Source organism: Agarivorans sp. D1326 (genome assembly GCF_056958115.1).
Map to the genome: position 1 here is coordinate 76,192 of NZ_JBTWEN010000013.1, position 21,951 is coordinate 98,142.

Genomic DNA, 21,951 nt, shown 5'->3' on the forward strand with positions numbered 1-21,951 from the left:
ACTTGATGATAAAAAAACTTTTGTGGCTGTTGTTGTGTATTGTGATTCCTGTACAAGCATCAACCATTTTCGAAAATCGAGATATTCCTTTAATCGATAATCGTTTTCGCCTCGATCAAACTATTGATAAGGCGACCTTTCTTTTATATCGCTCCCCCGGTTCTCCTGCCGCTATTTTGGTGCGCCCCGATGGCAGCAAAATTTATGCTTGGGATGTGCCGAAAAATGTCAGTTGGTTAGAAACCGATGAACTCGACATTGTAACCATTGAAAAACCGATGCGAGGCCCTTGGCAGGCGGTGGCTGAAAACAAAGGCCGTAACCGCATTCGTATTCTCAGTGATATCGACTTAACAGTTGATCCTATCCCTCACCAACTCTATCAAGGAGAGCGTTTGCGTGTAACGGCGCGCCTAAGCAGTAAAGGCGAGCGGATTGACTTAGAAGTTATGCTACAAGAAGCACTAATGAATGTTGCATTAATGCGTCAGCAACTGCTCGAAGACCAAACTGTAGAAGTGCGTCGCGACGAGTTAGGTAAGTTTTTTGACGATGGCAAAGATTATGATGAATATGCCGACGATGGCGTGTTCACCACTTTTATCAAGTTAGAAGCTCGCCCCGGCAAGTACGAAATGATCGTTAGCACCTTAAACCAGATTTTTACTCGTGCTCAAATCTCTCCGGTGCTGATATATCCCAATCCTGTAGAAATAAAGGTCATGTCTCCAAAAGACGAAGAGCGTCAAGCGCGGATGGCCTTGGTGATAGATACCGACGAAATTAGGCCCGAGTCGGTAGTGATTAGCGGTAAGGTTTATAACAATGTAGGTTGGGAGCAAGACTTCCAAACTTATGCTGAAAGTGATGAGTTTACCGTAGACCTTCCCACACCCACCGAGCAAGGGCGCTATCGTGTTATGGGCACCTTATTGGCGACCACTATTCAAAATCGCGAGATAGTTATCGACTTGCCAGAGGAAGACTTTGTGATCCTTCCTCCGCCGCCACCGCCTCCAGAACCAGTGGTAATAGAAGAGGTGGTAGTTCCAGAGCCAGAAATGTCGCTGTGGCTAGTTATTTTACTTTATGTCTTTGGATTTTTGCTGTTAGCAGGCGCTGCTTTTGGTTTTATATGGTGGCGAAAACGTAAGGCCTTTGAGGCGGCATTAAAAGGTGCTAGAGAAGCTCCCGCAGCAGAGCCAAGCGCAGAACCCAAAATGGATGAAGCCAGTAGCTTAAAGATGCCATCGGAGTGATTTATAAGCTGGTTTGGCTAAAAGCTCGACGCTTTGGCTAAAACATCAGCGCTTGAACGAATTTTTAAAGAAATAAGACAATTCTTTGTTGACTCGTAATAGGCATAACCGTATTATCTGCGCCGCACCAGACGAGATGGTTCTGCGGAGTGGTAGTTCAGTTGGTTAGAATACCGGCCTGTCACGCCGGGGGTCGCGGGTTCGAGTCCCGTCCACTCCGCCAAGTCTGTTTAGTCTGTGTGTAATGTTTCGATGTAGCGGAGTGGTAGTTCAGTTGGTTAGAATACCGGCCTGTCACGCCGGGGGTCGCGGGTTCGAGTCCCGTCCACTCCGCCAAGTCTGTTTAGTCTGTGTGTAATGTTTCGATGTAGCGGAGTGGTAGTTCAGTTGGTTAGAATACCGGCCTGTCACGCCGGGGGTCGCGGGTTCGAGTCCCGTCCACTCCGCCAAGTCTGTTTAGTCTGTGTGTAATGTTTCGATGTAGCGGAGTGGTAGTTCAGTTGGTTAGAATACCGGCCTGTCACGCCGGGGGTCGCGGGTTCGAGTCCCGTCCACTCCGCCAAGTCTGTTTAGTCTGTGTGTAATGTTTCGATGTAGCGGAGTGGTAGTTCAGTTGGTTAGAATACCGGCCTGTCACGCCGGGGGTCGCGGGTTCGAGTCCCGTCCACTCCGCCAAGTCTGTTTAGTCTGTGTGTAATGTTTCGATGTAGCGGAGTGGTAGTTCAGTTGGTTAGAATACCGGCCTGTCACGCCGGGGGTCGCGGGTTCGAGTCCCGTCCACTCCGCCAACGACGAAACAATTTAATGCGTAGGAGTGGTAGTTCAGTTGGTTAGAATACCGGCCTGTCACGCCGGGGGTCGCGGGTTCGAGTCCCGTCCACTCCGCCAGCATTAAAGTAGTAATACAATCGTGACGTTAGTATATGCGGAGTGGTAGTTCAGTTGGTTAGAATACCGGCCTGTCACGCCGGGGGTCGCGGGTTCGAGTCCCGTCCACTCCGCCACTACTAAACAAGAGCCTCGTTAAGCGAGGTTTTTTTGTGCCTGAAATTCGAGGGATTAGGCTTTAAGGTTTACTCAAAGCCTTAATTAGTAGGCTTAGTCTTGATACTTATCTCTAATTTTTACAAATCGCGCAAAGTTGTTGAGCAGCGCATCCACAAGCTGCGGATCAAACTGTTTACCGCGTTGTTGTTCTAAATACTCAATAATCTCTTGGTCATTCCAGGCATTTTTATAACAGCGTATGCTTCCTAGGGCATCAAACACGTCAGCAATGGCGGTTAAACGCCCGCTAATTGGGATCTCTTCACCTTTTAAGCCTCTTGGATAACCACTACCATCCCATTTCTCATGGTGCGAGCCAGCGATTTCTGAAGCAAGTTGCATTACTTCAATATTTGAGTCTTTAAGCATGTTTTCGCCAATGGCCGCATGGGTTTGCATTACTTCCCATTCCTCGGGGGTAAGCTTGCCCGGTTTGTGCAATATTGCATCGGGAATGGCCACTTTGCCTACATCATGTAAGGGGGATGCCAGCTTTAACTGTTCAACTTTCATGGCTGGTAAATCAAGTAACTCGGCGAGTAAAGCAGTAAAAAGGGCAACTCGGCGAACGTGCATGCCCGATTCTTTTGAGCGAGTTTCAACTATTTCCCCGAGGCGATACAGTACTTCTTTTTGGTTGGTGCTAATCACTTCGTTAAGTCGAATGTTTTCTAAAGCAACCACGATGTTTTCACTAAGCAAGTTAATGAAATGCTGATCTGCTTGGTTAAACGGCGTATTCCTAGTGATATAAAACAATAAATTGTAAGCGCTGTTTTCACAGTAAATCGCCAAGGCATTATCTTGGAAAACATTGGTTTTTTGATCTATTGCTTGGCTGAATATTTGCTGTTGATTACTGGGGAATTCCGATAAATGTTGATGCGCTTTACTAGGGCGTTGTTGCCCTTGATAAGCTAATAACTGCAATTGAGTAGAGTTAACTTTATAAGCATATTGTTCTACTTGATAGATACAGCTGTCTTCTAAATTTAGTATTACAGCCAGTTGTTCTAAGGCGCCTTCTACAAAAGTAAACAAGGCATTTTTTTCGAATATGCCGCGCGAGGCCTTAACGACTTTTTCTAGGCCCAGTTTATGTTTCTCAAGCGAACAAATATCTCGGTAAGAGCGCAAGCTTGCTCTAATAAGGGTACGTAGTTTTTGCGAGGTGAGCTCGGTTTTGTCTTTGTAGTCGTTAATGTCGTAGTTTTCTACCACTTCATCTTCGGGAGCTTGCCCTGGCTGGCCGGTGCGTAATACGATTCGAACGCTTTGGTTATCCAGATCTTGGCGAATATGACGAACTAAACATAAGCCTGCATCGTCGGTTTCCATAACAACATCTAATAGGATTAAGGCGATGTCGTTGTGTTCGGCCAATATAAGTTTGGCTTCTTGGGCTGAGTTGGCATGTAGAAACAATATCGATTTGTTGTCAAAAACAAACTGTGACAACGTCATGCTAGTGATGTGGTGAACTTCCGGCTCATCGTCAACAACCAATAGTTTCCATTGATCCTGTTGCTCTTGAGTTTCGGTGGCTGTGTCATCTAGTAAAAAGATGTCGTCGCTCATTCGCTATCCATTGCTTATGTTTTTCTTTTAGTTAAGTGTATTTTAGACTCAAATTCAATGCCTTGCTTCTGATACTGATAAAAAAAGCGAGCTATTGTTGCTCGCTTATTTTTGATTGATGAATTTTTGTATTAAGCGACGGAGTCTAAATCTGCTGCGCTTGTTTTGGCTAGGTTAGGGCGATTCTCTAACTGCTCATGGTCAAAGTCATCTACGTTAATTGCAGCCAACCGGCCTTGCTCTGTTCGGCGCATTAAGGCGGCTTCTTCAGCGTTAATTACACCAAGTTTTATACCTTCGTCGGCAAGTTTATCTAGCTGGGTGAAGGGGCGTTTCTCGCCTAGTGCTTTACATACTTTGTCGTATAGCGCTTCGCAAGCCAGTACATCTTCTAAAGTTTGCTCTAACTCACCATAAACATTGCCTTCTACTCGGCTATCAAAGCGGCCCTGTCCTACGCGATTACGGGTTTCACTTGGCTCTTGTAGAATACGTGCAAGTTTATGGTCTAACACATCACTTGGTGCATGGAAGGGCTTACCTAGCGGGAACATCACTAAGCGCATTACTTTACCTACCCATTTATTCGGGAAGTTAAGCAGTAACTCATCTAAGGCATTCTGTAATTGAAACAGAGAGTCTTGCATGCTCCAGTGCAATAAGGGCAAATCTTCTTGTTTGCGGCCGTCATCGTCAAAACGTTTTAAAGTGGCCGAGCACAAGTAAAGCTGGCTTAACATGTCGCCTAGGCGAGCTGATACTCGTTCTTTACGTTTTAAGTTACCGCCTAGTGTTCCCATAGCTACATCAGACAACAGCGCTAAATTGCTACTAAAACGAGTTAGTTGTTTGTAGTAGGTAGCCGTTTGGTCGGAGTAGGGAGTGCTAATTAAACTGTTGCTAGTTAGGCCAAACCAAAAACTGCGAACAAAGTTGCTGGTGGCAAAACCAAGGTGGCTAAATAGTGCTTTATCAAACTGTTGTAAGCCTTGGTTAAAATCGGGGTGTTGAGTAGCTTCCATTTCTGCAAGCACGTATGGATGACAACGAATGGCGCCTTGCCCATAAATAATCATACTACGAGTTAGAATGTTTGCGCCTTCAACGGTAATGGCAATTGGTGCACCTTGGTACGAGCGAGCCAAAAAGTTTTTAGGACCTAAGCAAATTCCTTTACCGCCGACTACATCCATTGCATCAATGCTAGCACGCTGGCCTCGGTGGGTTAGGTGGTATTTTACTATGGCAGAAATAACCGATGGTTTTTCGCCAAGGTCGATGGCGGTTACGGTTAAGTCAGAAGCCGCTCCCATCATATAAGCGTTACCTGCTAGTCGAGCTAAAGGCTCTTCCACACCTTCCATTTTTCCAATGGGTAATTTGAATTGGCGACGGATACGGGCGTAAGCACCAGTAGCTAAAGCCGCATTTTTAATGCCACCAGTTGCACTGGAAGGCAGGGTAATTCCGCGGCCAACCGACAAACATTCCACAAGCATGCGCCAACCTTGGCCCGCCATTTCTTTACCACCAATGATAAAGTCGATAGGCACAAATAGGTCGTTAGCGCGGGTAGGGCCGTTCATGAAAGGAACGTTAAGCGGGAAGTGACGACGACCTACTTCAACCCCTTCAATGTCGGTTGGAATAAGTGCGCAGGTAATGCCAAGCTCTTCTTGCTCGCCAATTAGTTTGTCGGGATCTGATAATTTGAATGCTAGGCCTAAAATAGTGGCCACCGGCGCTAAGGTGATATAGCGTTTATTCCAAGTAATTCGCATACCCAGCACTTGCTCACCTTGCCATTCACCCATACAAACCACACCTGCATCAGGAATAGACCCGGCATCTGAGCCAGCTTCTGGGCTGGTTAATGCAAAACAAGGAATTTCTTTACCCTCTGCTAAGCGGGGTAGGTAGTGGTCTTGTTGTTCTTTTGTTCCGTAGTGTTGCAATAATTCGCCTGGACCAAGCGAGTTAGGCACACCTACCGTGCTAGATAGTACTGCTGAAATACTGGCGAGTTTTTGTAGCACACAAGATTGCGCGTAGGCAGAGAACTCTAGGCCACCGTATTTCTTTTTGATGATCATGGCGAAGAATTTATGCTCTTTCAAAAAGTCCCAAATTTCTTCGGGTAAGTCTGCTAGTTCATGGGTTATTTCCCAGTCTCTAGTCATCGCACATACTTGCTCAACCGGACCATCTAAAAAGGCTTGTTCTTCTGCACTTAGGCGTGGCGCCGGGTAGCTATGAAGCTTTTTCCAGTCAGGCGCTCCGCGAAATAGCTCGCCTTCCCACCATGTGGTACCTGCCTCGATGGCTTCTTTTTCGGTACGCGACATTTCGGGCATGATTTTTTTGAAGGTTTTGAACAGCGGTTTAGAGATCAGTTGTTGACGCAAAGGCTTAAAATTCAACCCACCAACAATTAACAAATAGGCTAGCCAGAACAGCTCGCTAAATGGCGAGACAAAACTGTAAGCAGCCAGTGAGGCGGTTAGCACTAGGCTAAATGCCAGTAACGACGCTCTAAAATAAGCGAGCCCGCCCATTAATAATAGGCCACCAATGGCAGCAAAAAGGGGTAAGTAACTTTGCATCAATCTCTCCTTGGACTTGTAAGAGGTCTGACCTCTTTGGGTATTTGTAACGCAGTGGTTAACAAACTTCAAGTCTTTTACAAAATATCAACATAAGTTTAGTTGTATTTTTTAGTTAACAAATTGAGATATGCGCTGAATAGAACGCTGATCCTTACTAAAAAAAAAAGTTATAGTGTGCAGCTAATAAGCCTTGCCCAGATAAGGGAACCTAGATGAAAAATTTGATAGTTGAAGAGTTACAAGAAGCAGTAACTGTTCTAAATGCTTTTATTGCCGATGAGAAAAACATTGATGCGATTGAACAAGCGGCTCGTTTGTTAGCCGACAGCTTTAAGCAACAAGGCAAAGTATTATCTTGTGGTAATGGTGGTTCTCATTGTGATGCCATGCATTTTGCCGAAGAGTTAACCGGCCGCTATCGTGAAAACCGCCCTGCTTACCCTGCGATTGCTATCTCTGATCCTAGCCACTTATCTTGCGTGAGCAATGATTATGGCTACGAGTATGTATTCTCGCGCTATATTGAAGGTTTAGGTCAAGCTGGTGATGTTCTCTTTGGCATTAGTACTAGTGGTAACTCAGGTAATATCATCAAGGCGATAGAAGCGGCTAAAGCCAAAGGCATGAAAGTGATTATTTTGTCTGGCAAAGATGGTGGCAAAATGGCTGGCCAAGCGGATGTAGAGATTAGAGTTCCGCACTTTGGTTTTGCTGACCGCATTCAAGAAATCCACATTAAAGTGATTCATATTTTGATTCAGTTAATCGAGAAATACATGGCTGAGTAAGCCTATTATTTCCGTAATGTAAGTAGCGAGTAGTTGTATGTGTGAGTTACTAGGAATGAGTGCTAATGTTCCTACCGATATTTGCTTTTCCTTTACCGGCTTGGTTCAGCGCGGCGGCGTTACTGGACCGCATGTAGACGGCTGGGGTATTACTTTTTATGAAGGTAAGGGCTGTCGCAGTTTTAAAGACCCCGCACCAAGTTGTAAGTCTAAAATTGCAGAGTTGGTTCAGGCTTTTCCGATTAAAAGCCAGGCAGTAGTAGGACATATTCGCCAAGCTAACCGCGGGTGTGTCTCTCTAGAGAACACCCATCCTTTTACCCGTGAGTTATGGGGACAAAACTGGACCTATGCTCACAATGGGCAACTAAAAGGATACAAGCAGCTTGATACTGGCTTCTTTAGGCCAATTGGCGCAACCGATAGCGAGCGTGCTTTTTGTTGGATCCTCGAACAGCTGCGTATTAAGTACCCACGTAAACCCGCTAACATGAAAGCTATGTTTAAATTTGTGGCGAGCCTAGCCGATCAGCTGCGTGCAAAAGGCGTATTTAATATGCTGCTGAGCAATGGCGAGTTTGTGATGGCTTATTGTTCAACAAATTTACATTGGATTACTCGCCGTGCTCCTTTCGGGGAGGCTCAGCTGGCCGATGCCGATGTTACTATCGACTTTTATAAAGAAACTACGCCAAATGATGTAGTGACAATGATTGCAACTCAGCCTTTAACCAATAATGAACAATGGCAAAAAATTGCTAGCGGCGCTTATGTATTGTTTAAAGACGGTGAAGTGCAATAAAGCTTTTTAAGCTAACTAAGCTTTAAGCTAAAACAAATAGAAAAAAAGCGCCTTTAGGCGCTTTTTTATGAGTTAGCGTAGCCGCTACTTGGGAGTACATTGCCGTCGAGTAGGGCGCTGTCATTTTCCATGCTCAAGCGTCCTTCAACAAACCAATTAACGACCAATGGGTATATGGCATGTTCTTGCACTTGTACCCTTGCTGCTAGTGTTTCGGCATCATCATCGCTAAATACGGGAACTTTGGCCTGTAAAATTACTGGGCCTCCGTCTAACTCGGGTGTGACGAAGTGAATGCTGCAACCGTGTTCTTGGTCTCGGGCATCAATGGCGCGCTGATGGGTATTTAAACCTTGGTACTTGGGTAGCAAAGAGGGGTGAATGTTTAGCATCTTGCCGCTAAAACGTTCCACAAATGCTTGGCTAAGAATACGCATGAAGCCAGCCATCACTATTAAGTCAGCATTATGCTGCTCAATCACCTCGGCCAAGGCCATGTCATAGCTTTCGCGATCGCTATACTCTTTAGGGTTTACAACTACCGTGTTAATGGCTGCCTGCTTAGCGCGCTCAAGGCCATAAGCGTCGGCCTTGTTGCTTACTACAGCAGAAATAGAGGCGTTGATATGCCCCTCTTTACAGGCATCAATAATGGCTTGCAGGTTAGTCCCTGAACCTGAAATCAATACAACAATGTTGCGTGCCATTATTTACCCTATTTAAATTCTACTTGGCCTTCGCCTTCAGCTACATCTTCAATGTGGCCAATTTTCCAAGCTGTTTCGCCGTGTTCTGCTAGTAAGGCTAGAGCAGTATCTACTTCAGCTTCTGGCAGAGCGATAACCATGCCTACACCACAGTTGAAGGTGCGGTACATTTCTTCACGAGCCACGTTGCCGTTCTCTTGCAACCAGTTGAATACTTCTGGCCATTGCCAGCTATTTTCATCAACCACAGCTTTTGCGCCAGCTGGCAATACGCGAGGAATGTTCTCCCAGAAACCACCACCAGTGATATGCGATAAAGCATGTACTTCACATTGCTTAAGCAAGGCTAATACAGACTTAACGTAGATTTTTGTTGGGGTTAATAGGGTTTCACCTAGCGTGCTATCACCTAAAACTTGTTTGGGATCGGCATTAGATACCTCTAGGATCTTGCGAATTAGCGAGTAACCGTTTGAGTGAGGGCCACTTGATGCTAAAGCGATTAAAGCGTCACCGCTTGCTACTTTAGTGCCGTCGATAATTTCTGACTTTTCAACAACACCCACACAGAAACCTGCGATGTCGTAGTCGTCGCCATGGTACATGCCAGGCATTTCTGCAGTTTCACCACCAATTAAGGCACAGCCAGATTGCTCACAACCTTGACCAATCCCTTTAACTACGTCTGCTGCAGTATCAACTTCAAGCTTACCAGTTGCGTAGTAGTCCAAGAAAAATAGCGGTTCAGCACCTTGTACAATAAGGTCGTTTACACACATTGCTACCAAGTCGATACCAACAGTGTCGTGTTTTTCCAAATCTAACGCTAAGCGTAATTTAGTACCTACACCATCGGTGCCAGCAACTAATACAGGCTCTTTGTAACCAGTTGGCAATTGACACAATGCACCAAAGCCTCCTAGTCCACCCATTACTTCTGGGCGCTGGGTACGTTTACTAACACTTTTGATACGTTCTACTAATGCATTACCAGCTTCGATATCAACGCCAGCATCTTTATAACTCAGAGGGGTGTTTTGTTTGGTCACGGGATTACCTTGCAACGAACATGGAAAAAAATTTCGCGATATTTTAGCAGTGTTAGCTGTCCGGTAACAGTAATAAACGATAACTAAGACATTTTGTTGATATTTGCTAACATATCTCCATTGAGCCTGATTTAAACTAGCGGCTCACAATTCGGTAAATCAAAGGAATAGAGATGAAAGTTGTTGAAGTAAAGCATCCTTTAGTTCGTCATAAAATTGGCCTAATGCGCGAAGCAGACATTAGCACAAAGCGCTTTCGCGAATTAGCACGTGAAGTATCTGCATTACTTACCTACGAAGCGACAGCCAACTTAGAAATTGAAGAAGTGACTATTGCCGGTTGGAATGGCCCAGTAAAGGTTGAACAAATTAAAGGTAAAAAGGCTACGGTTGTGCCTATTTTGCGCGCGGGCCTTGGCATGATGGACGGTGTGTTAGAGCATATGCCTTCAGCAAAAACCAGCGTGGTGGGGATTTATCGTGATGAAGAGACTCTAGAGCCGGTTCCATACTTTCACAAGCTAGTGAGCCAAATTGATGAGCGTTTGGCTCTTGTGGTAGACCCTATGCTAGCTACTGGTGGCTCAATGATTGCCACCATCGACCTACTTAAAGAGCAAGGCTGTAAAGACATTGTAGTATTAGTATTAGTTGCTGCTCCCGAAGGTTTAAAAGCTTTGGAGGCTGCACACCCCGATTTGGTCTTGTATACTGCGTCAATTGATGAAAAGCTAAATGAGCAAGGTTACATCCTTCCTGGTTTGGGTGATGCCGGCGATAAGATTTTTGGTACTAAATAGTACGCAAAAATAGTTAATTGAATCTCTAGGAGAGCGCAGTGATTAGAAAGTGGTTGTTGGTACTTAGTTTGGCAGTTGTGATGTTGCCGGTTCAAGCCTCTCTGCAAGAGGAACTTTACCGAGTTGAAGCACAAGCCACTGGCGATACCCAACAAGATCAGCAACAAGCTTTTGAGTTATTGGTACTGCGCTTAACTGGGGAGCAAGCTAGCAATGCAAACCCGTTAGTCGCTAAAGCAAGAGCCAATATTAACCCGTATATTCAACAGTTTGCTTATCGCGACGATGCGATTTCGGTGCTGTTTAACGAAGCAAAAGTAAATCAACTGTTGATGCAAGCTCAATTGCGTTTATGGGGAAAGCAACGTCCAGACATCGTATTGTGGTATGCCAACGAGCAGAATTTTAATCGAGAATTGTTAGCCGATAGTGCTCAACAAGATTGGTTAGAGGCTGGCCGCCAACAGGCGCAGCTACTAGGCTTGCCTGTTCGTCTCCCTGTTATGGATTTAGAAGATAGCATGGCGGTAAGTGTAAATGATGTATGGGGCGGTTTTGATGGCCCATTGTATGCAGCTAGTGAGCGTTACTCTGTGCCACTTATCCTGAGCTTTCGCCAATATCCACAAGGTCAAAATTGGCAGATCCAATGGCGATTGTTAGACAGTGCAAGCCAGGTTCAACTTGATAGCGGCCAAGTACAAGCGCCACTAGCAGACGTTAGCGCAGCCGCTATGAGTGCGGTAAGTGCTAGTTTGGCCGAGCGTTATGGCGTGATACTAGGTGAGAATGCTGATGAAGCGATGTTAGTTAGTTTTGCTAACATAACCAGCATGAACAAATATGTTGAGTTGGAGCGCTTTCTTAACCAGCAACCTAGTGTGGCAAGAGTGACCTTACACAATGTAAAACAAGATACCTTTACTTTTGAGGTGCAACTGCTTAGCCCTTGGGAAGACCTTAAATCTTCACTTGATATCGCTCCGCGCCTGCAAGCGGATGAAACGCGAACAAAGTACTACTATTACCAGTAGCAAAAATTTTTCATCTTAATAACGAGCTGGTACAATGCCTCTAGACTTGTATCAGCTTTGATTTATCACTTTGAGTTTTTCCCCGCAATTATCACTTCCTGTACTGCTACCTGACGATGAAACCTTGGTAAGTTTTTACCCGGGCGACAATCAACAGTTACTAAGTGCACTGCGCAATCTTGCTTTAGATAAAGGCGAGAGGATGCTTTATTTATGGGGCAGTGAGGGATCGGGTAGAACCCATTTGTTGCATGCCAGCTGCACCGAAATGGCTGATGTGGGCGCGGCAAGTGCTTACTTACCGCTAGAAATGCACGCAGCAATGTCTCCTAAAATGCTCGAGGGTCTTGAGAGCATGGCCTTAGTTTGTTTGGACAACATTGATGCGATTGTGGGCATTTCGGCTTGGGAAGAGGCGATTTTTGATTTTTATAATCGCCGTAAAGAATTAGCGTCTACCACCCGTTTAATTGTTACCGCCAATGCGCCAGCTCCTCAGTTGTCTTTTGCCTTGGCTGACTTACAGTCTCGCTTAAATTGGGGCGTTACCTATAAGTTGCACGAGCTAGATGATGAGCAAAAGCTAAGTGCTTTGCAATTACGCGCGGAACTACGTGGTTTGAAAATGCCGTTAGAAGTTGCCAGATTTTTATTGAAACGATTATCTCGTGATATGCCTACTTTGTTGAACAAGCTTGATCTGCTCGACCAAGCCTCAATCACTGCTCAACGTAAGCTAACCGTACCCTTTGTTAAAGAGATCTTAGAGCTTTAGTCTTTAGATTTATCTTTTAGCTTTTTTAAGCCTATCCCCAGCTCTTTACCGCGAAACTTCGCGTACTGCAATCCAAACCAAAACGCATTGAGTACTAATACTAGCTCTACTGCCGCTAACCAGCGTTCGGTGTCGGATACTACTAACAGTGTGGTGCTGTGAAGCACGTATAACAGCAGCACAAAACAACTCCAAGCATAGGTATAAGGTTTACCGGCCAAAATGCCTTTTAGCGGGAACAGCAATGGCACAACCCAAAAGGTCAACATTAAACCTAAGCTAATATCAACCGGTGGTGATAGCCATAAATGCCATAACAGCACCCAAGCAAGAAGCGCCAAGTAACTACTCTTGGCAATTAGCAATAGTTGAGATGTGCTTAGCTTAGACAATCTCTAACACCTGCTCTGGTGGTCGGCCAATGCGTGCTTTATCTTGATTAATCACAATTGGGCGCTCAATCAGTTTAGGGTTTGCGTGCATAGCGGCTACCAGTTGAGCAGGAGTGAGCGACGCATCGCCTAAATTCAATTCTTTGTAGAGCGCCTCTTTAGTGCGCATTAACTGGCGAGGCTCAAGTTGCATCATGTCGAGCATCTTGCTGATATCCGCTTCGCTTGGCGGAGTTTCTAGATAAAGCACGATCTCTGGCTCGATGCCTTTTTCTTGAAGAAGCTGCAAGGTTTGGCGACTTTTAGAGCAGCGCGGATTATGAAGGATCTTAATAGTAGACATGCTTATTCCTTGTATACATCTAGTTGAGCGACTCGAGCTCTTGCTCAGCAGCTTTAAATTGTTCAATTCTAGCTTGGATGCGCGCTTGCTCAAGATTGTTTTCTGTTAGGTTGTAGGCGCTATGTAGTTCGTCAATGGCGCGGCGATAATCCGAATGCAATGAAAGGTACTCGGCTCGCGCAGTATGGCTAGCAGCCATATTTTTGAGGCGTCGTTGGCTGCGGCTAAGTTCTCCCCAGGCCAGAGCGTCGTTGGGGCGCTCGCGTAGGTAACGATCAAGCAGTTTGGCACCTTCTTCAAATTGGCCATTTTCGCTAAATGCGTGAGCCAAGTTGAGCACAATTACTTGGTTATTGGGGTAGCGAGTCTGCGCCACTTGCAAACGTTTAATTGCAGGTTGGTAGTTTTTCATTGCTAAATCGATGTCAGTTTGGGTATCGATTACAAAAAGGTTGTCGGGATGGCGTGTGGCAAGACCATCAACGATTGTTTTCGACTCTTTGTATTTACCCATACCAAACAGTGCTAAGGCTTTACCATAGAGGGCTGCATCTTCAATCCGGTATTCTTTGCGCTTGATTACTCGGTTGTAGTGCTCTAAAGCTTCGGAAGGAGAAAGGGTGCCATGACGCACAATAATCCGTGATTTGGCAAACTGGAACGAAAGGGAAGGCGCAACGTAACGATTAGGGTATTGATTTGCCCGAGCGCGCGCTTCACTAACCCGCGTTTCAGGCAATGGGTGAGTGATTAGCATTTGTGGAGGTTTGCTAGCGTAACGGTATTTCTCGGACAGTTTGCCAAAAAAGTTACCCATTCCTATTGGGTCATAACCAGCATTGGCCAAGGTGCGAAGGCCAATTCGGTCTGCTTCAAATTCGTTGGCACGGGTGTAGTTAATTGAGTTTTGCACACCTGCCGCCATGGTAGCTTGTAACGCTGCGATACCTGCAACCGGGTTGGCGATGCCTAGCAACAAAGAACCTAGCATACCTGCCATAGACAGGTTTTGTGCTGCCGCTTGGTTTTCAATGCTTCGAGCAATATGACGTTGAGTAACGTGAGCAATTTCGTGAGCAATTACAGAAGCGAATTCACTTTCTGTATCGGCGTATAAAAATAAGCCAGTATGAATTTTTACGTAGCCACCGAGAAACGCCGCAGCATTAATTTCATTATCGGTCACTAAAAAAAAGTTAAAGGGAGTACGCACTAAATCAGCTTTGGCAACCAGGTGGTTGCCAAGCTCGGTGACATATTCAGATAACACTGGGTCATTGGTCATACGGCTACTAGCGCGAATAATTCGCATATAGGCATTACCGTATATAATTTCTTTGTCGATGGATAAAGCCGACGCACCGGCGGTACCTATTTCAGGTAATTGATTATTGGCAGACATAAGAGGGGCGTAGCCAAACAGCAGGCCTGCTAAAACAAAATGTGCGAAACGCGTCATTGAAATCCGATAACTTTCCATTTGTATCGCGAGAATACCCCGATTTTGTTTGTTATTCAAAAGCTATAAATTGAGTCCTGATCAATAGCCTGTAATAATGTCATGGTTATTTTATGGTAATTATTACAAATGCTTTGCCTCGATTTACAAAAACACAACTGTCCTTACCCATTATTGGAAAGTAAGCTTTGGCTAAAACAAGCTAAAGTAGGTGATCAAATTCAGTTGCTGTTAGGGGACAGCGGATCACGTAGTGATATCCCCAAGTACTTTCGCCGATTAGGGCATGGCGTAAGTATAGAGCAAGGCGCCCGTGGTTTTTGCGTCACCATAACTGTCCACCCGCTAAAGGATTAAAGCTGTAACTATGTTTAAAGTCTTATCAAATTGGTACCGCCGCATGTTTTCTGATCCGGAAGCGGTGGCTATGGCTCTTGTGTTGGTTATTGGTTTTGTGCTGCTGTATTTCTTTGGCAATTTACTCGCACCATTACTTATTGCTTTAGTACTTGCTTACTTGTTGGATTGGCCAGTGAGCTTTTTAGCCAATCATGGGTTTCGCCGGGGCTTTGCTAGCGCCTTAGTGCTACTCATATTTTTCCTGATTGCCACATTTACTGTGTTACGCATTTTGCCCACCGTGTGGGGGCAGGGGATGAACTTACTCAGTGAATACCCGGTGATGCTCAATAGCACTCAGCAATGGCTTGAGTCCCTGCCACAACAATACCCGGAGTTTATCGACGGTGCCTTAGTAGAAAGTGTGGTAGACAATGTTCGAACTCGCTTAATGGGCGTGGGAGAGCAATTGTTGCAGTCTTCACTTTCGTCAATTATTAACTTAGCCACGGTGTTGGTGTATAGCGTGTTAGTGCCTTTGATGGTTTTCTTCATGCTTAGTGATAAACAAGTGTTATTAAATAGCGTGTCGCGCTTTTTGCCTAACGATCGTCGTTTGTTAACTCAAGTATGGTCAGAAATGAATGGCCAAGTGATTAATTATATTCGCGGCAAAGCGATTGAAATACTGCTCGTGGGCGGTGCTAGTTATATTGTGTTCGCAATTATGGATCTGCGTTACTCGGCATTACTTGGCGTGTTAGTGGGTTTGTCGGTACTTATTCCCTTCATTGGTGCCTTTGCAGTAACCCTACCGGTTGCTATGGTTGGCCTATTCCAGTGGGGGTTAAGCCCTCAATTTGGTTACCTTATCCTGGCTTACGGCATAATACAGGTGATTGATGGCAACGTATTGGTGCCCATTTTGTTCTCAGAAGCGGTTAACCTTCACCCCTTGGCAATTATTGTCGCGGTGTTGGTGTTTGGAGGTTTGTGGGGATTCTGGGGAGTATTCTTTGCAATCCCACTAGCCACTTTGGTGAAAGCGGTAATGAATGCCTGGCCGCACCATATAGAAAAGGTTGAGGACAGCGAGCCCTCAACCTCTGCTGAATAGTTATTGGTTTAAGTAATCGAGCACTACTTGGTGGTGCTCTTTAGTTTTAAACTTGTTAAACACATGCTCAATTTGGCCTTGCTCGTCGATCAAAAAGCTAATGCGGTGAATACCATCATATTCTTTACCCATAAACTTCTTTAAACCCCAAACTCCAAATTGGTCGGCAACTGCATGATCTTCGTCAGACAGTAAATCAAAGTTAAGCTGATGTTTTTCTATAAATTTAGGTAGGCGTTTTACTGGATCTGGGCTTACCCCAAATACTACAGTGTTTGCATCTTTGAGCTGTTCAATGCTGTCACGCAAGCCACAAGCTTGGGTAGTACAGCCCGGTGTTAAGGCTTTTGGGTAAAAATACACCAATACTTTTTTACCTGCGTAGTCGCTAAGTTTAATGCGTTTTTCATCTTGGTTTGGCAAATCAAATTGCGGAGCAGCAGCTCCGGCCGTCAATGTGTTCATTAAAGGTGTCCTTTATAGTGGTACTTAATTTGACAAAATTTGTAAATCGAACTGCTCGCTGCCTAACTCTTGGCATAGTTGTGCAAACGCCTGTTCAATTTGTTCTGGTTGATGGGTTTGGTTAAGCTTCACGTCAAATTCAGCGTGTAACATCTCAATATTATTCTTGGTGAACAGATTCGATTTTAAACTCACCATATTCATTTGATGGTCGCTGATAAATTGAGTCACTTTGCTAATCACCCCAGTTGCATCAGGCAAAGTCAATTGCAAAACGGCGGCATGTGAGTAATCGATCAATTCGTGGCGCGAGGTTTTTTTCATTACCGTTAATAGTTGTAATTCTTGCGCGGTTGCGGGTAATCGAGTCTCGATTTGAATAATGGCATTATGAGTACCGGCCACTAGCATGATTAAGGTAAACTCAGAACCAAAGAGTGCCATTCGGCTATCTACAATGTTACAGCCGCAGCTAGAAACCAGTTGAGTTAATTGATTGACGATGCCTGGCCGATTACTGCCAACAGCGGTGACCACAAGATGTTGACTCATATTCCGTTTTACATATTTAGCTAGATTTAGTGTGTCAGGATACTTGCTTAAAGCTGGGAATTCTAGCGCATATAAATTTAGCAGAAAGTAAAAGGTGAGTTTGTATCAAGCCCTGAATGTTTTCGCCTTGTGTTTATGAAAGTGGCTAAGTAGTATAGCGCCCTTACTCTGGATTGTTTTCGTATGACGAAATCGCTTACCAGTAAATATTTTTGTTTGTAGATGTAGTGGGATATGCAACTAGTTTCTTTTCCAACGATGAAAGTCGTGTTTTTTGGCAGCCTAGTAGCGACTCTGGCAGCATGCTCTAGTAGCGGTGAGAAACACCGTCAGGCTGAGCGAGGCTTTGAGTATTTAGAAGCTACTCAAGTAGAGCCTTTAGTGATCCCAGAAGGGATAACACCACCTGAGCAAAGTAGTGAATTTGTTATTCCAACACCGCAAGCTAAAGAGGAAGTTTTAGTCGGGTCGGCGGTAGATGTTCGCGCACCTGTGCAAATTATACCGCTCATTGCGGGAAGCCGTATCGAAAATACCGAAGACGGTCTGATTTTTTGGTTTGATATTCTACAAGCCCAAACCGCTACCGAAACTACTGCTACGATGATGCAAACCATTAGTGACTATATTGCCTATCGTAACTCTTCTATCGCTCGCCGTGATGACCAGCAAGCTATAATCGAATCAAATTGGTTAGTTGATGCCGAAACAGTAGAAGGTAGTTGGTGGTTTTTCTCCAGCGACACGGTAATGGAGCAACGCCAAAAATTTACCTATCAGCTAGATGTTAAACCTCATGGTCGAACCGCAGGTCTAAAAGTAAGCTTTATCGACGGTGAGATTTATCGCGATGGTGGAGACTTAGCGATCGATTTAGATGAGTTCGACAAGCAGCGCCTTGCAGTGGTAGAGCTTAATCGCTTAATTGGTTACATAAGTGACCGACGTGAAGAGCTAGAGCAGCAGCTTGCGGCGCAACGTGAAGAAGCGCGTTTGGCGGCCATGAGTGAAGCCGAGAAAGAGCAACTTTACGATGAGACGGTTAACTTAGTGTTAGTAAACGACAGCGGTGCTGCTTACTACAAGGCGCGTGCTAACATGGAAAAAACCATGAAGCGTTTGCGTTTAGTATTACCTCTAGCGGGTTTCACTATTACTGATTACATTGCTAACTCTGGCAGCCTGTACTTAACCTACGAGCGTCCACCTGAGCAAGTTCTTGAAAACTATGGCTTAAGCACCATGGAGTTTGAAGAAAAAGACTACATCTTTACGGTGGGCTCAAATGGCAATGTTACTCAAATTACCTTAAGTGATAATGAAGGTGTTGTGCTTAAGCCTAGTGAAGTAAAAGCGCTGTATCCGTACTTAGCCATTCTGATGAAGATGGGCTTAGATACAAGCGATAGCTTGTCTCGATAATACTCGCTCGCATTAAGCTAGATTTATAAGGCCTCTTTAAGAGGCCTTTTTTATTAGCCTTTTATGTTTTTTCTTGCATCTTTGCCCTATAGGCAATTGACTATTACAGTGTGAAAAGCCATTTGTTTTTAGTTGAGAGTTCTTCCCCAGCTTAAAGTGGGCTTATCTACTCTCTCTTAGCTAAACTTATTTTGGCTTGTATTCGTATTAAATAAGTAACTGATAGACTAAAAGGAAGATGTTATGAGATTTATACTAATTATTGGTGCTGTATTCGTTCTAAGTGCATGCAGTAGCCAAAATGTGGATACAGCTGAAAATAGCTCTACAGCAGTTGAACCCAGTCATTCTAGTGTGGAAAGTGTAGGCGCTAATTCTACAGAAACAACTGCTCTCACTGTTGCTGGGGAAGCAAGTAACTCTAGCGTAGATACTATTGGCGCAAATGAGGCGACAAGCGAAACGACAACGCCGGTCATTGATCCAGAGGTAGACGCAATGTTTGGGCAGCTAATTCGACAGTCTATCGCGAACGGAAATGAACAACAGGCCTTAAAGCTTGTAGAAGATGCCGAGCAAGCTGGTTCACTCAAGGCTAGAGATGTTTATTTGCAGGCTTTAGAAAAGCAAAAGGAACAGCAGCAGTAAAGCTTGGGGAGTTTACTATTAATGGGCGATTTAACGTTGCTCTGAGTCACCCGACTTTTTTGATTTAGGCAATTTTGTCTTGATGCTAAATCGGTCCATGTGCCTGAGCAGCATCAAATTGCCAAGGATAAACCCCAGTACCAGAGCAATGATAAGAATAACGTATCCGATGGCCATGGTAAGTCTCCAAATCCTGCTATGTGGGCATTCAAACTAGCTGTGCCAAAGCTAGTTTAGCTTGTTAAACGTTGAGTGCTTGAAGCTTAAGGCTAGAAATAAAGCTGATAAACGCCACGGCCAATAACAAAGGGGCAGGTGGGGCTGTTTTCTTTAGTTGCGGGAATAACCACAACAGAGTCGCTAGCAATAACAAGCTGCTCATTACTACAAAGTGCTTAACTGTATCGGCTTGGTCCAAGAGAGCTTGGTTCAAAACGAGATAAATACACACTGCCACAAGGCTACACATTGCCGCAGCAAGCCCAGCAAATGGCAGCAGTTTATCAAAGCTTGTTAAGCGGTGTTTAGCCTTAACCATTAGCCAGTGAGCAATGGCCGCCGCACAAGCAATAAAGCTAAAGATCCCAATACTATGTTGCAGCAAAACAACCGTAGCGGCTATTAACAGTGGCATACCCATTAACCACCAAAGGTTAATATTTAGGCTGCGTTTGTGCTTAAGCTTGTTGATTTTGAAAGTAAGCACCCAACCGATTAAGGCACTGGCGAAGACCAAGCCTACTAACCAAGTCGCTTGTTGGCTTTCAAATCCACTTAAACCTGCCAAGGTTATAAAGCTAACAAGTGTGCTTAATTGGCGTTGAATTCTGCCTGTTTGCCCAGGGCATAACTCTCCCTTATGTAGAACCAGCATCAATACAAGAAAGGCCAGTGCAGAACAACTAACAAGGCTAACAAACAAGGTGGCATACAAGCTTGGCATTAGGTCTCCGGTAAACAGATATTGGTAACGTATTGGCTAAAAATTTGTTCGATGTGCTGTTCAATACAAGCGAAGCCTGCTACCTGGTTATTTCTTAAGTGTTCTAGGGTTTGGCTAGCGTCGAGTTTGCTCATCATTGTTTGGCTGGTGGCTAGGTGGCTCAAGTGCCATGGTTCAAACTCTACGCCGCCCTTAAAGCGCTGATAAGGGTAGAAAAAACCAAAATCTTGAGCATATTCATTTAACCATAGCGATAAGGCGTGCTGGCAACCTTGCTCAGCATACTCTTGGGGGATGAGTTCTAAACGAGTTCCTGATGGTAGTAGTTTGGGGTCGTAAAAATCAAAATCGGTGCCCCAATGATGGCGGCTGGTGCCAGGTAAAGCAGACCAACGCAAAATAGCATGCAGCTTGTGCTCATCGCTTAGGCTTGAGATATCCAGTGGCCGACTATTGGCATCAAGAATTGGACGCAGACCATTCCATTTGTTATTCCAGATCGCCAGTTGGCGGTGAAAATCCCGATAACCACTAAAAATGCTTAGGTTAAACCCAGCCTGCGCAGCCGCTTTGATAAGCTTTTTGAGATCAGATAAAACTGAGCGATGAACCCAAGCAAGCTCGGTGTCATCAATTAGTTCGCTCTTGTCTAGCCCATAAAGGGCTAGAGAGTTGGCAAGTTTACTCATCGCCGCCAAGAACGTTTACTAACAGCTCGTAGTACATATCTGTTAACTGTTCTAAATCTGCCACTTTAACGCACTCATTCACTTTATGAATAGTAGCGTTAACTGGGCCAAGCTCGACCACCTGTGTCCCCATTTTTGCAATAAAGCGACCGTCAGACGTGCCTCCAGTAGTGAGTAACTCAGGAGCTTTCTTGGTTACCTTGCTGACCGCGTTGCTCACCGCAGACAAGAAGTCGCCTTCCTCAGTTAAAAATGGTTGGCCATTGTAGGTCCAATCTAACTGGTAATCCAAACCGTGGCTATCAAAGATATTGTGTACCCGTTTTACAATCTCGCTATCGGTTAGCTCAGTTGAGTAGCGGAAGTTAAACTGAACATCTAACTCACCAGGAATCACATTCGAAGCACCTGTACCAGCGTGAATATTGGCAATTTGAAAGCTTGTTGGTGGGAAGAATTGATTACCGTTATCCCAATGCATTGCCGCAAGTTCTGCAAGAGCTGGTGCTGCATCATGAATAGGGTTTTTAGCTAGGTGGGGGTAAGCCACATGGCCTTGCACACCTTTTACTGTTAAATCTCCAGTTAATGAGCCGCGGCGACCATTTTTAACTACATCACCCACGTGATGAGTAGAGGATGGCTCACCCACCAAGCACATATCAATCAGTTCGTTACGTGCCATTAAGGTATCGACCACGCGGGTTGTACCATTAATAAAAGGACCTTCTTCATCAGAGGTGATTAAGTACGAGATAGAACCTTTGTGATTAGGGTAATCAGCCAAAAATCGCTCAGTAGCTACGACCATGGCAGCTAAAGAGCCTTTCATGTCAGCCGCTCCGCGCCCATGTAGAATGCCATCAATAACAGTGGGCTCAAAGGGTGGGGTATGCCATTTTTCTGCAGGCCCAGGAGGTACTACATCGGTATGTCCAGCAAAACAAAACAGTGGGCCGGTATCACCTTTACGCGCCCACATATTGGTGGTGTCTTCAAATACCATTTTTTCAATGTTAAAACCAACAGCAGTTAGTCGGTCGGCCATTAGTTTTTGGCAATCGCAGTCTTCTGGGGTCACCGACGGACGGCTGATAAGATCTTTTGCTAAGTGTAAAACGGGGCTATCTGACATGG

The 21,951-nt window shown here is 44.9% G+C and carries 23 protein-coding genes and 8 tRNA genes; 18 read left to right on the top strand and 13 right to left on the bottom strand.

The features are described 5' to 3' along the window. The first annotated feature begins 5 nt into the window (after window positions 1–5). From ACYFDN_RS19595 to ACYFDN_RS19635, 9 genes are all read left to right on the top strand, one after another. The gene (locus ACYFDN_RS19595) at window positions 6–1,259 is read left to right on the top strand and encodes a TIGR03503 family protein (protein ID WP_040307326.1); all 1,254 of its coding nucleotides are present in this window, start codon (window positions 6–8) and stop codon (window positions 1,257–1,259) included. A 146-nt stretch (window positions 1,260–1,405) separates the two neighbouring features. After that, window positions 1,406–1,482 (top strand) — tRNA-Asp (locus ACYFDN_RS19600). Window positions 1,483–1,518: 36 nt separating this feature from the next. Further along, window positions 1,519–1,595, top strand: a tRNA-Asp gene (locus ACYFDN_RS19605). A gap of 36 nt (window positions 1,596–1,631) precedes the next feature. Next, window positions 1,632–1,708 (top strand) — tRNA-Asp (locus ACYFDN_RS19610). A 36-nt stretch (window positions 1,709–1,744) separates the two neighbouring features. After that, window positions 1,745–1,821 (top strand) — tRNA-Asp (locus ACYFDN_RS19615). A 36-nt stretch (window positions 1,822–1,857) separates the two neighbouring features. Further along, a tRNA-Asp gene (locus ACYFDN_RS19620) sits at window positions 1,858–1,934 on the top strand. A gap of 36 nt (window positions 1,935–1,970) precedes the next feature. Next, a tRNA-Asp gene (locus ACYFDN_RS19625) sits at window positions 1,971–2,047 on the top strand. Window positions 2,048–2,070: 23 nt separating this feature from the next. After that, window positions 2,071–2,147, top strand: a tRNA-Asp gene (locus ACYFDN_RS19630). 39 nt (window positions 2,148–2,186) lie between these two features. Next, window positions 2,187–2,263, top strand: a tRNA-Asp gene (locus ACYFDN_RS19635). Between the two features lie 94 nt (window positions 2,264–2,357). On the opposite strand, the gene ACYFDN_RS19640 is transcribed toward ACYFDN_RS19635, so the two are convergent. Together ACYFDN_RS19640 and fadE are read right to left on the bottom strand one after the other, a co-directional pair. Further along, window positions 2,358–3,884, bottom strand: a complete 1,527-nt coding sequence (locus ACYFDN_RS19640; RefSeq protein WP_016403662.1) for an HD domain-containing phosphohydrolase — start codon at window positions 3,882–3,884, stop codon at window positions 2,358–2,360. A 131-nt stretch (window positions 3,885–4,015) separates the two neighbouring features. Then, window positions 4,016–6,487, bottom strand: coding sequence for an acyl-CoA dehydrogenase FadE (gene fadE, locus ACYFDN_RS19645; protein WP_483512413.1), 2,472 nt, complete (start codon window positions 6,485–6,487; stop codon window positions 4,016–4,018). Between the two features lie 215 nt (window positions 6,488–6,702). On the opposite strand from fadE, the gene lpcA reads away from it, so the two are divergent. Next, entirely contained in the window at window positions 6,703–7,278 is a 576-nt protein-coding gene (gene lpcA / locus ACYFDN_RS19650; protein WP_152779719.1) for a D-sedoheptulose 7-phosphate isomerase, read from the top strand. A 37-nt stretch (window positions 7,279–7,315) separates the two neighbouring features. Continuing rightward, window positions 7,316–8,080, top strand: coding sequence for a class II glutamine amidotransferase (locus ACYFDN_RS19655; RefSeq protein WP_152779717.1), 765 nt, complete (start codon window positions 7,316–7,318; stop codon window positions 8,078–8,080). A 65-nt stretch (window positions 8,081–8,145) separates the two neighbouring features. On the opposite strand, the gene purN is transcribed toward ACYFDN_RS19655, so the two are convergent. Both purN and purM read right to left on the bottom strand, forming a co-directional pair. Continuing rightward, window positions 8,146–8,787: a phosphoribosylglycinamide formyltransferase gene (gene purN, locus ACYFDN_RS19660; RefSeq protein ID WP_483512414.1), complete on the bottom strand. Its 642-nt coding sequence runs from the start codon at window positions 8,785–8,787 to the stop codon at window positions 8,146–8,148. Between the two features lie 8 nt (window positions 8,788–8,795). Further along, the gene (gene purM / locus ACYFDN_RS19665) at window positions 8,796–9,836 is read right to left on the bottom strand and encodes a phosphoribosylformylglycinamidine cyclo-ligase (protein WP_483512415.1); all 1,041 of its coding nucleotides are present in this window, start codon (window positions 9,834–9,836) and stop codon (window positions 8,796–8,798) included. Between the two features lie 173 nt (window positions 9,837–10,009). Between purM and upp the strand changes: the two genes are divergently transcribed. From upp to hda, 3 genes are all read left to right on the top strand, one after another. Next, window positions 10,010–10,636, top strand: coding sequence for a uracil phosphoribosyltransferase (upp, locus tag ACYFDN_RS19670; RefSeq protein ID WP_016403656.1), 627 nt, complete (start codon window positions 10,010–10,012; stop codon window positions 10,634–10,636). A gap of 38 nt (window positions 10,637–10,674) precedes the next feature. Beyond that, the gene (locus tag ACYFDN_RS19675) at window positions 10,675–11,670 is read left to right on the top strand and encodes a DUF2066 domain-containing protein (RefSeq protein WP_016403655.1); all 996 of its coding nucleotides are present in this window, start codon (window positions 10,675–10,677) and stop codon (window positions 11,668–11,670) included. Between the two features lie 70 nt (window positions 11,671–11,740). After that, window positions 11,741–12,445 carry a DnaA inactivator Hda gene (gene hda / locus ACYFDN_RS19680; RefSeq protein ID WP_016403654.1) on the top strand — a complete coding sequence of 235 codons (705 nt, stop codon included), beginning with the start codon at window positions 11,741–11,743 and terminating at the stop codon, window positions 12,443–12,445. Here the strand turns inward: hda and ACYFDN_RS19685 are convergent. From ACYFDN_RS19685 to bepA, 3 genes are read right to left on the bottom strand one after another with little or no spacing between them, the layout of a single operon-like run. Next, window positions 12,442–12,837 (bottom strand): DUF2069 domain-containing protein, encoded by a 396-nt coding sequence (locus tag ACYFDN_RS19685; protein WP_483512416.1) that lies wholly within the window; start codon window positions 12,835–12,837, stop codon window positions 12,442–12,444. The genes hda and ACYFDN_RS19685 overlap by 4 nt on opposite strands. Continuing rightward, window positions 12,830–13,180, bottom strand: coding sequence for an arsenate reductase (glutaredoxin) (arsC, locus tag ACYFDN_RS19690; RefSeq protein ID WP_483512417.1), 351 nt, complete (start codon window positions 13,178–13,180; stop codon window positions 12,830–12,832). The genes ACYFDN_RS19685 and arsC overlap by 8 nt, the downstream gene beginning before the upstream one ends. Before the next feature lie 19 nt (window positions 13,181–13,199). After that, window positions 13,200–14,639 (bottom strand): beta-barrel assembly-enhancing protease, encoded by a 1,440-nt coding sequence (gene bepA / locus ACYFDN_RS19695; protein WP_016403651.1) that lies wholly within the window; start codon window positions 14,637–14,639, stop codon window positions 13,200–13,202. A 129-nt stretch (window positions 14,640–14,768) separates the two neighbouring features. Between bepA and ACYFDN_RS19700 the strand changes: the two genes are divergently transcribed. Both ACYFDN_RS19700 and ACYFDN_RS19705 read left to right on the top strand, forming a co-directional pair. Continuing rightward, the gene (locus ACYFDN_RS19700; RefSeq protein WP_016403650.1) at window positions 14,769–14,996 is read left to right on the top strand and encodes a sulfurtransferase TusA family protein; all 228 of its coding nucleotides are present in this window, start codon (window positions 14,769–14,771) and stop codon (window positions 14,994–14,996) included. Between the two features lie 10 nt (window positions 14,997–15,006). Further along, window positions 15,007–16,095: an AI-2E family transporter gene (locus ACYFDN_RS19705; RefSeq protein WP_152779707.1), complete on the top strand. Its 1,089-nt coding sequence runs from the start codon at window positions 15,007–15,009 to the stop codon at window positions 16,093–16,095. Here the strand turns inward: ACYFDN_RS19705 and bcp are convergent, their stop codons facing one another. Continuing rightward, on the bottom strand, window positions 16,096–16,560 hold the full coding sequence (gene bcp / locus ACYFDN_RS19710; protein ID WP_016403648.1) for a thioredoxin-dependent thiol peroxidase: 465 nt from the start codon (window positions 16,558–16,560) through the stop codon (window positions 16,096–16,098). A gap of 24 nt (window positions 16,561–16,584) precedes the next feature. Continuing rightward, entirely contained in the window at window positions 16,585–17,112 is a 528-nt protein-coding gene (locus tag ACYFDN_RS19715) for a glycine cleavage system transcriptional repressor (protein WP_338621882.1), read from the bottom strand. A 234-nt stretch (window positions 17,113–17,346) separates the two neighbouring features. On the opposite strand from ACYFDN_RS19715, the gene bamC reads away from it, so the two are divergent. Beyond that, on the top strand, window positions 17,347–18,534 hold the full coding sequence (bamC, locus tag ACYFDN_RS19720) for an outer membrane protein assembly factor BamC (RefSeq protein WP_406609162.1): 1,188 nt from the start codon (window positions 17,347–17,349) through the stop codon (window positions 18,532–18,534). 243 nt (window positions 18,535–18,777) lie between these two features. Beyond that, the gene (locus ACYFDN_RS19725; protein WP_483512418.1) at window positions 18,778–19,182 is read left to right on the top strand and encodes a hypothetical protein; all 405 of its coding nucleotides are present in this window, start codon (window positions 18,778–18,780) and stop codon (window positions 19,180–19,182) included. Window positions 19,183–19,212: 30 nt separating this feature from the next. Here ACYFDN_RS19725 and ACYFDN_RS19730 read toward each other — a convergent pair whose 3' ends face one another. The 4 genes from ACYFDN_RS19730 to dapE all read right to left on the bottom strand — a co-directional run bounded on the left by ACYFDN_RS19730 (window position 19,213) and on the right by dapE (window position 21,949). Next, complete coding sequence (locus ACYFDN_RS19730; RefSeq protein ID WP_483512419.1) at window positions 19,213–19,359, bottom strand: DUF2897 family protein; 147 nt, start codon at window positions 19,357–19,359, stop codon at window positions 19,213–19,215. Window positions 19,360–19,423: 64 nt separating this feature from the next. After that, window positions 19,424–20,125 carry a hypothetical protein gene (locus tag ACYFDN_RS19735; protein WP_483512420.1) on the bottom strand — a complete coding sequence of 234 codons (702 nt, stop codon included), beginning with the start codon at window positions 20,123–20,125 and terminating at the stop codon, window positions 19,424–19,426. Next, the gene (locus ACYFDN_RS19740; RefSeq protein WP_483512421.1) at window positions 20,125–20,814 is read right to left on the bottom strand and encodes a M15 family metallopeptidase; all 690 of its coding nucleotides are present in this window, start codon (window positions 20,812–20,814) and stop codon (window positions 20,125–20,127) included. Before ACYFDN_RS19740 ends, ACYFDN_RS19735 begins: the two co-directional genes overlap by 1 nt. Continuing rightward, window positions 20,807–21,949 (bottom strand): succinyl-diaminopimelate desuccinylase, encoded by a 1,143-nt coding sequence (dapE, locus tag ACYFDN_RS19745; protein ID WP_483512422.1) that lies wholly within the window; start codon window positions 21,947–21,949, stop codon window positions 20,807–20,809. Before dapE ends, ACYFDN_RS19740 begins: the two co-directional genes overlap by 8 nt. Between the last annotated feature and the right edge of the window lie 2 nt (window positions 21,950–21,951).

Coding starts and splice junctions, on each gene's coding strand:
- ACYFDN_RS19595 (WP_040307326.1), top strand. CDS start 6: ATGATAAAAAAACTTTTGTGGCTGTTGTTGTGTATTGTGATTCCTGTA.
- ACYFDN_RS19640 (WP_016403662.1), bottom strand. CDS start 3,884: ATGAGCGACGACATCTTTTTACTAGATGACACAGCCACCGAAACTCAA.
- fadE (WP_483512413.1), bottom strand. CDS start 6,487: ATGCAAAGTTACTTACCCCTTTTTGCTGCCATTGGTGGCCTATTATTA.
- lpcA (WP_152779719.1), top strand. CDS start 6,703: ATGAAAAATTTGATAGTTGAAGAGTTACAAGAAGCAGTAACTGTTCTA.
- ACYFDN_RS19655 (WP_152779717.1), top strand. CDS start 7,316: ATGTGTGAGTTACTAGGAATGAGTGCTAATGTTCCTACCGATATTTGC.
- purN (WP_483512414.1), bottom strand. CDS start 8,787: ATGGCACGCAACATTGTTGTATTGATTTCAGGTTCAGGGACTAACCTG.
- upp (WP_016403656.1), top strand. CDS start 10,010: ATGAAAGTTGTTGAAGTAAAGCATCCTTTAGTTCGTCATAAAATTGGC.
- arsC (WP_483512417.1), bottom strand. CDS start 13,180: ATGTCTACTATTAAGATCCTTCATAATCCGCGCTGCTCTAAAAGTCGC.
- bepA (WP_016403651.1), bottom strand. CDS start 14,639: ATGACGCGTTTCGCACATTTTGTTTTAGCAGGCCTGCTGTTTGGCTAC.
- ACYFDN_RS19700 (WP_016403650.1), top strand. CDS start 14,769: ATGCTTTGCCTCGATTTACAAAAACACAACTGTCCTTACCCATTATTG.
- ACYFDN_RS19705 (WP_152779707.1), top strand. CDS start 15,007: ATGTTTAAAGTCTTATCAAATTGGTACCGCCGCATGTTTTCTGATCCG.
- bcp (WP_016403648.1), bottom strand. CDS start 16,560: ATGAACACATTGACGGCCGGAGCTGCTGCTCCGCAATTTGATTTGCCA.
- ACYFDN_RS19715 (WP_338621882.1), bottom strand. CDS start 17,112: ATGAGTCAACATCTTGTGGTCACCGCTGTTGGCAGTAATCGGCCAGGC.
- bamC (WP_406609162.1), top strand. CDS start 17,347: ATGCAACTAGTTTCTTTTCCAACGATGAAAGTCGTGTTTTTTGGCAGC.
- ACYFDN_RS19725 (WP_483512418.1), top strand. CDS start 18,778: ATGAGATTTATACTAATTATTGGTGCTGTATTCGTTCTAAGTGCATGC.
- ACYFDN_RS19730 (WP_483512419.1), bottom strand. CDS start 19,359: ATGGCCATCGGATACGTTATTCTTATCATTGCTCTGGTACTGGGGTTT.
- ACYFDN_RS19735 (WP_483512420.1), bottom strand. CDS start 20,125: ATGCCAAGCTTGTATGCCACCTTGTTTGTTAGCCTTGTTAGTTGTTCT.
- ACYFDN_RS19740 (WP_483512421.1), bottom strand. CDS start 20,814: ATGAGTAAACTTGCCAACTCTCTAGCCCTTTATGGGCTAGACAAGAGC.
- dapE (WP_483512422.1), bottom strand. CDS start 21,949: ATGTCAGATAGCCCCGTTTTACACTTAGCAAAAGATCTTATCAGCCGT.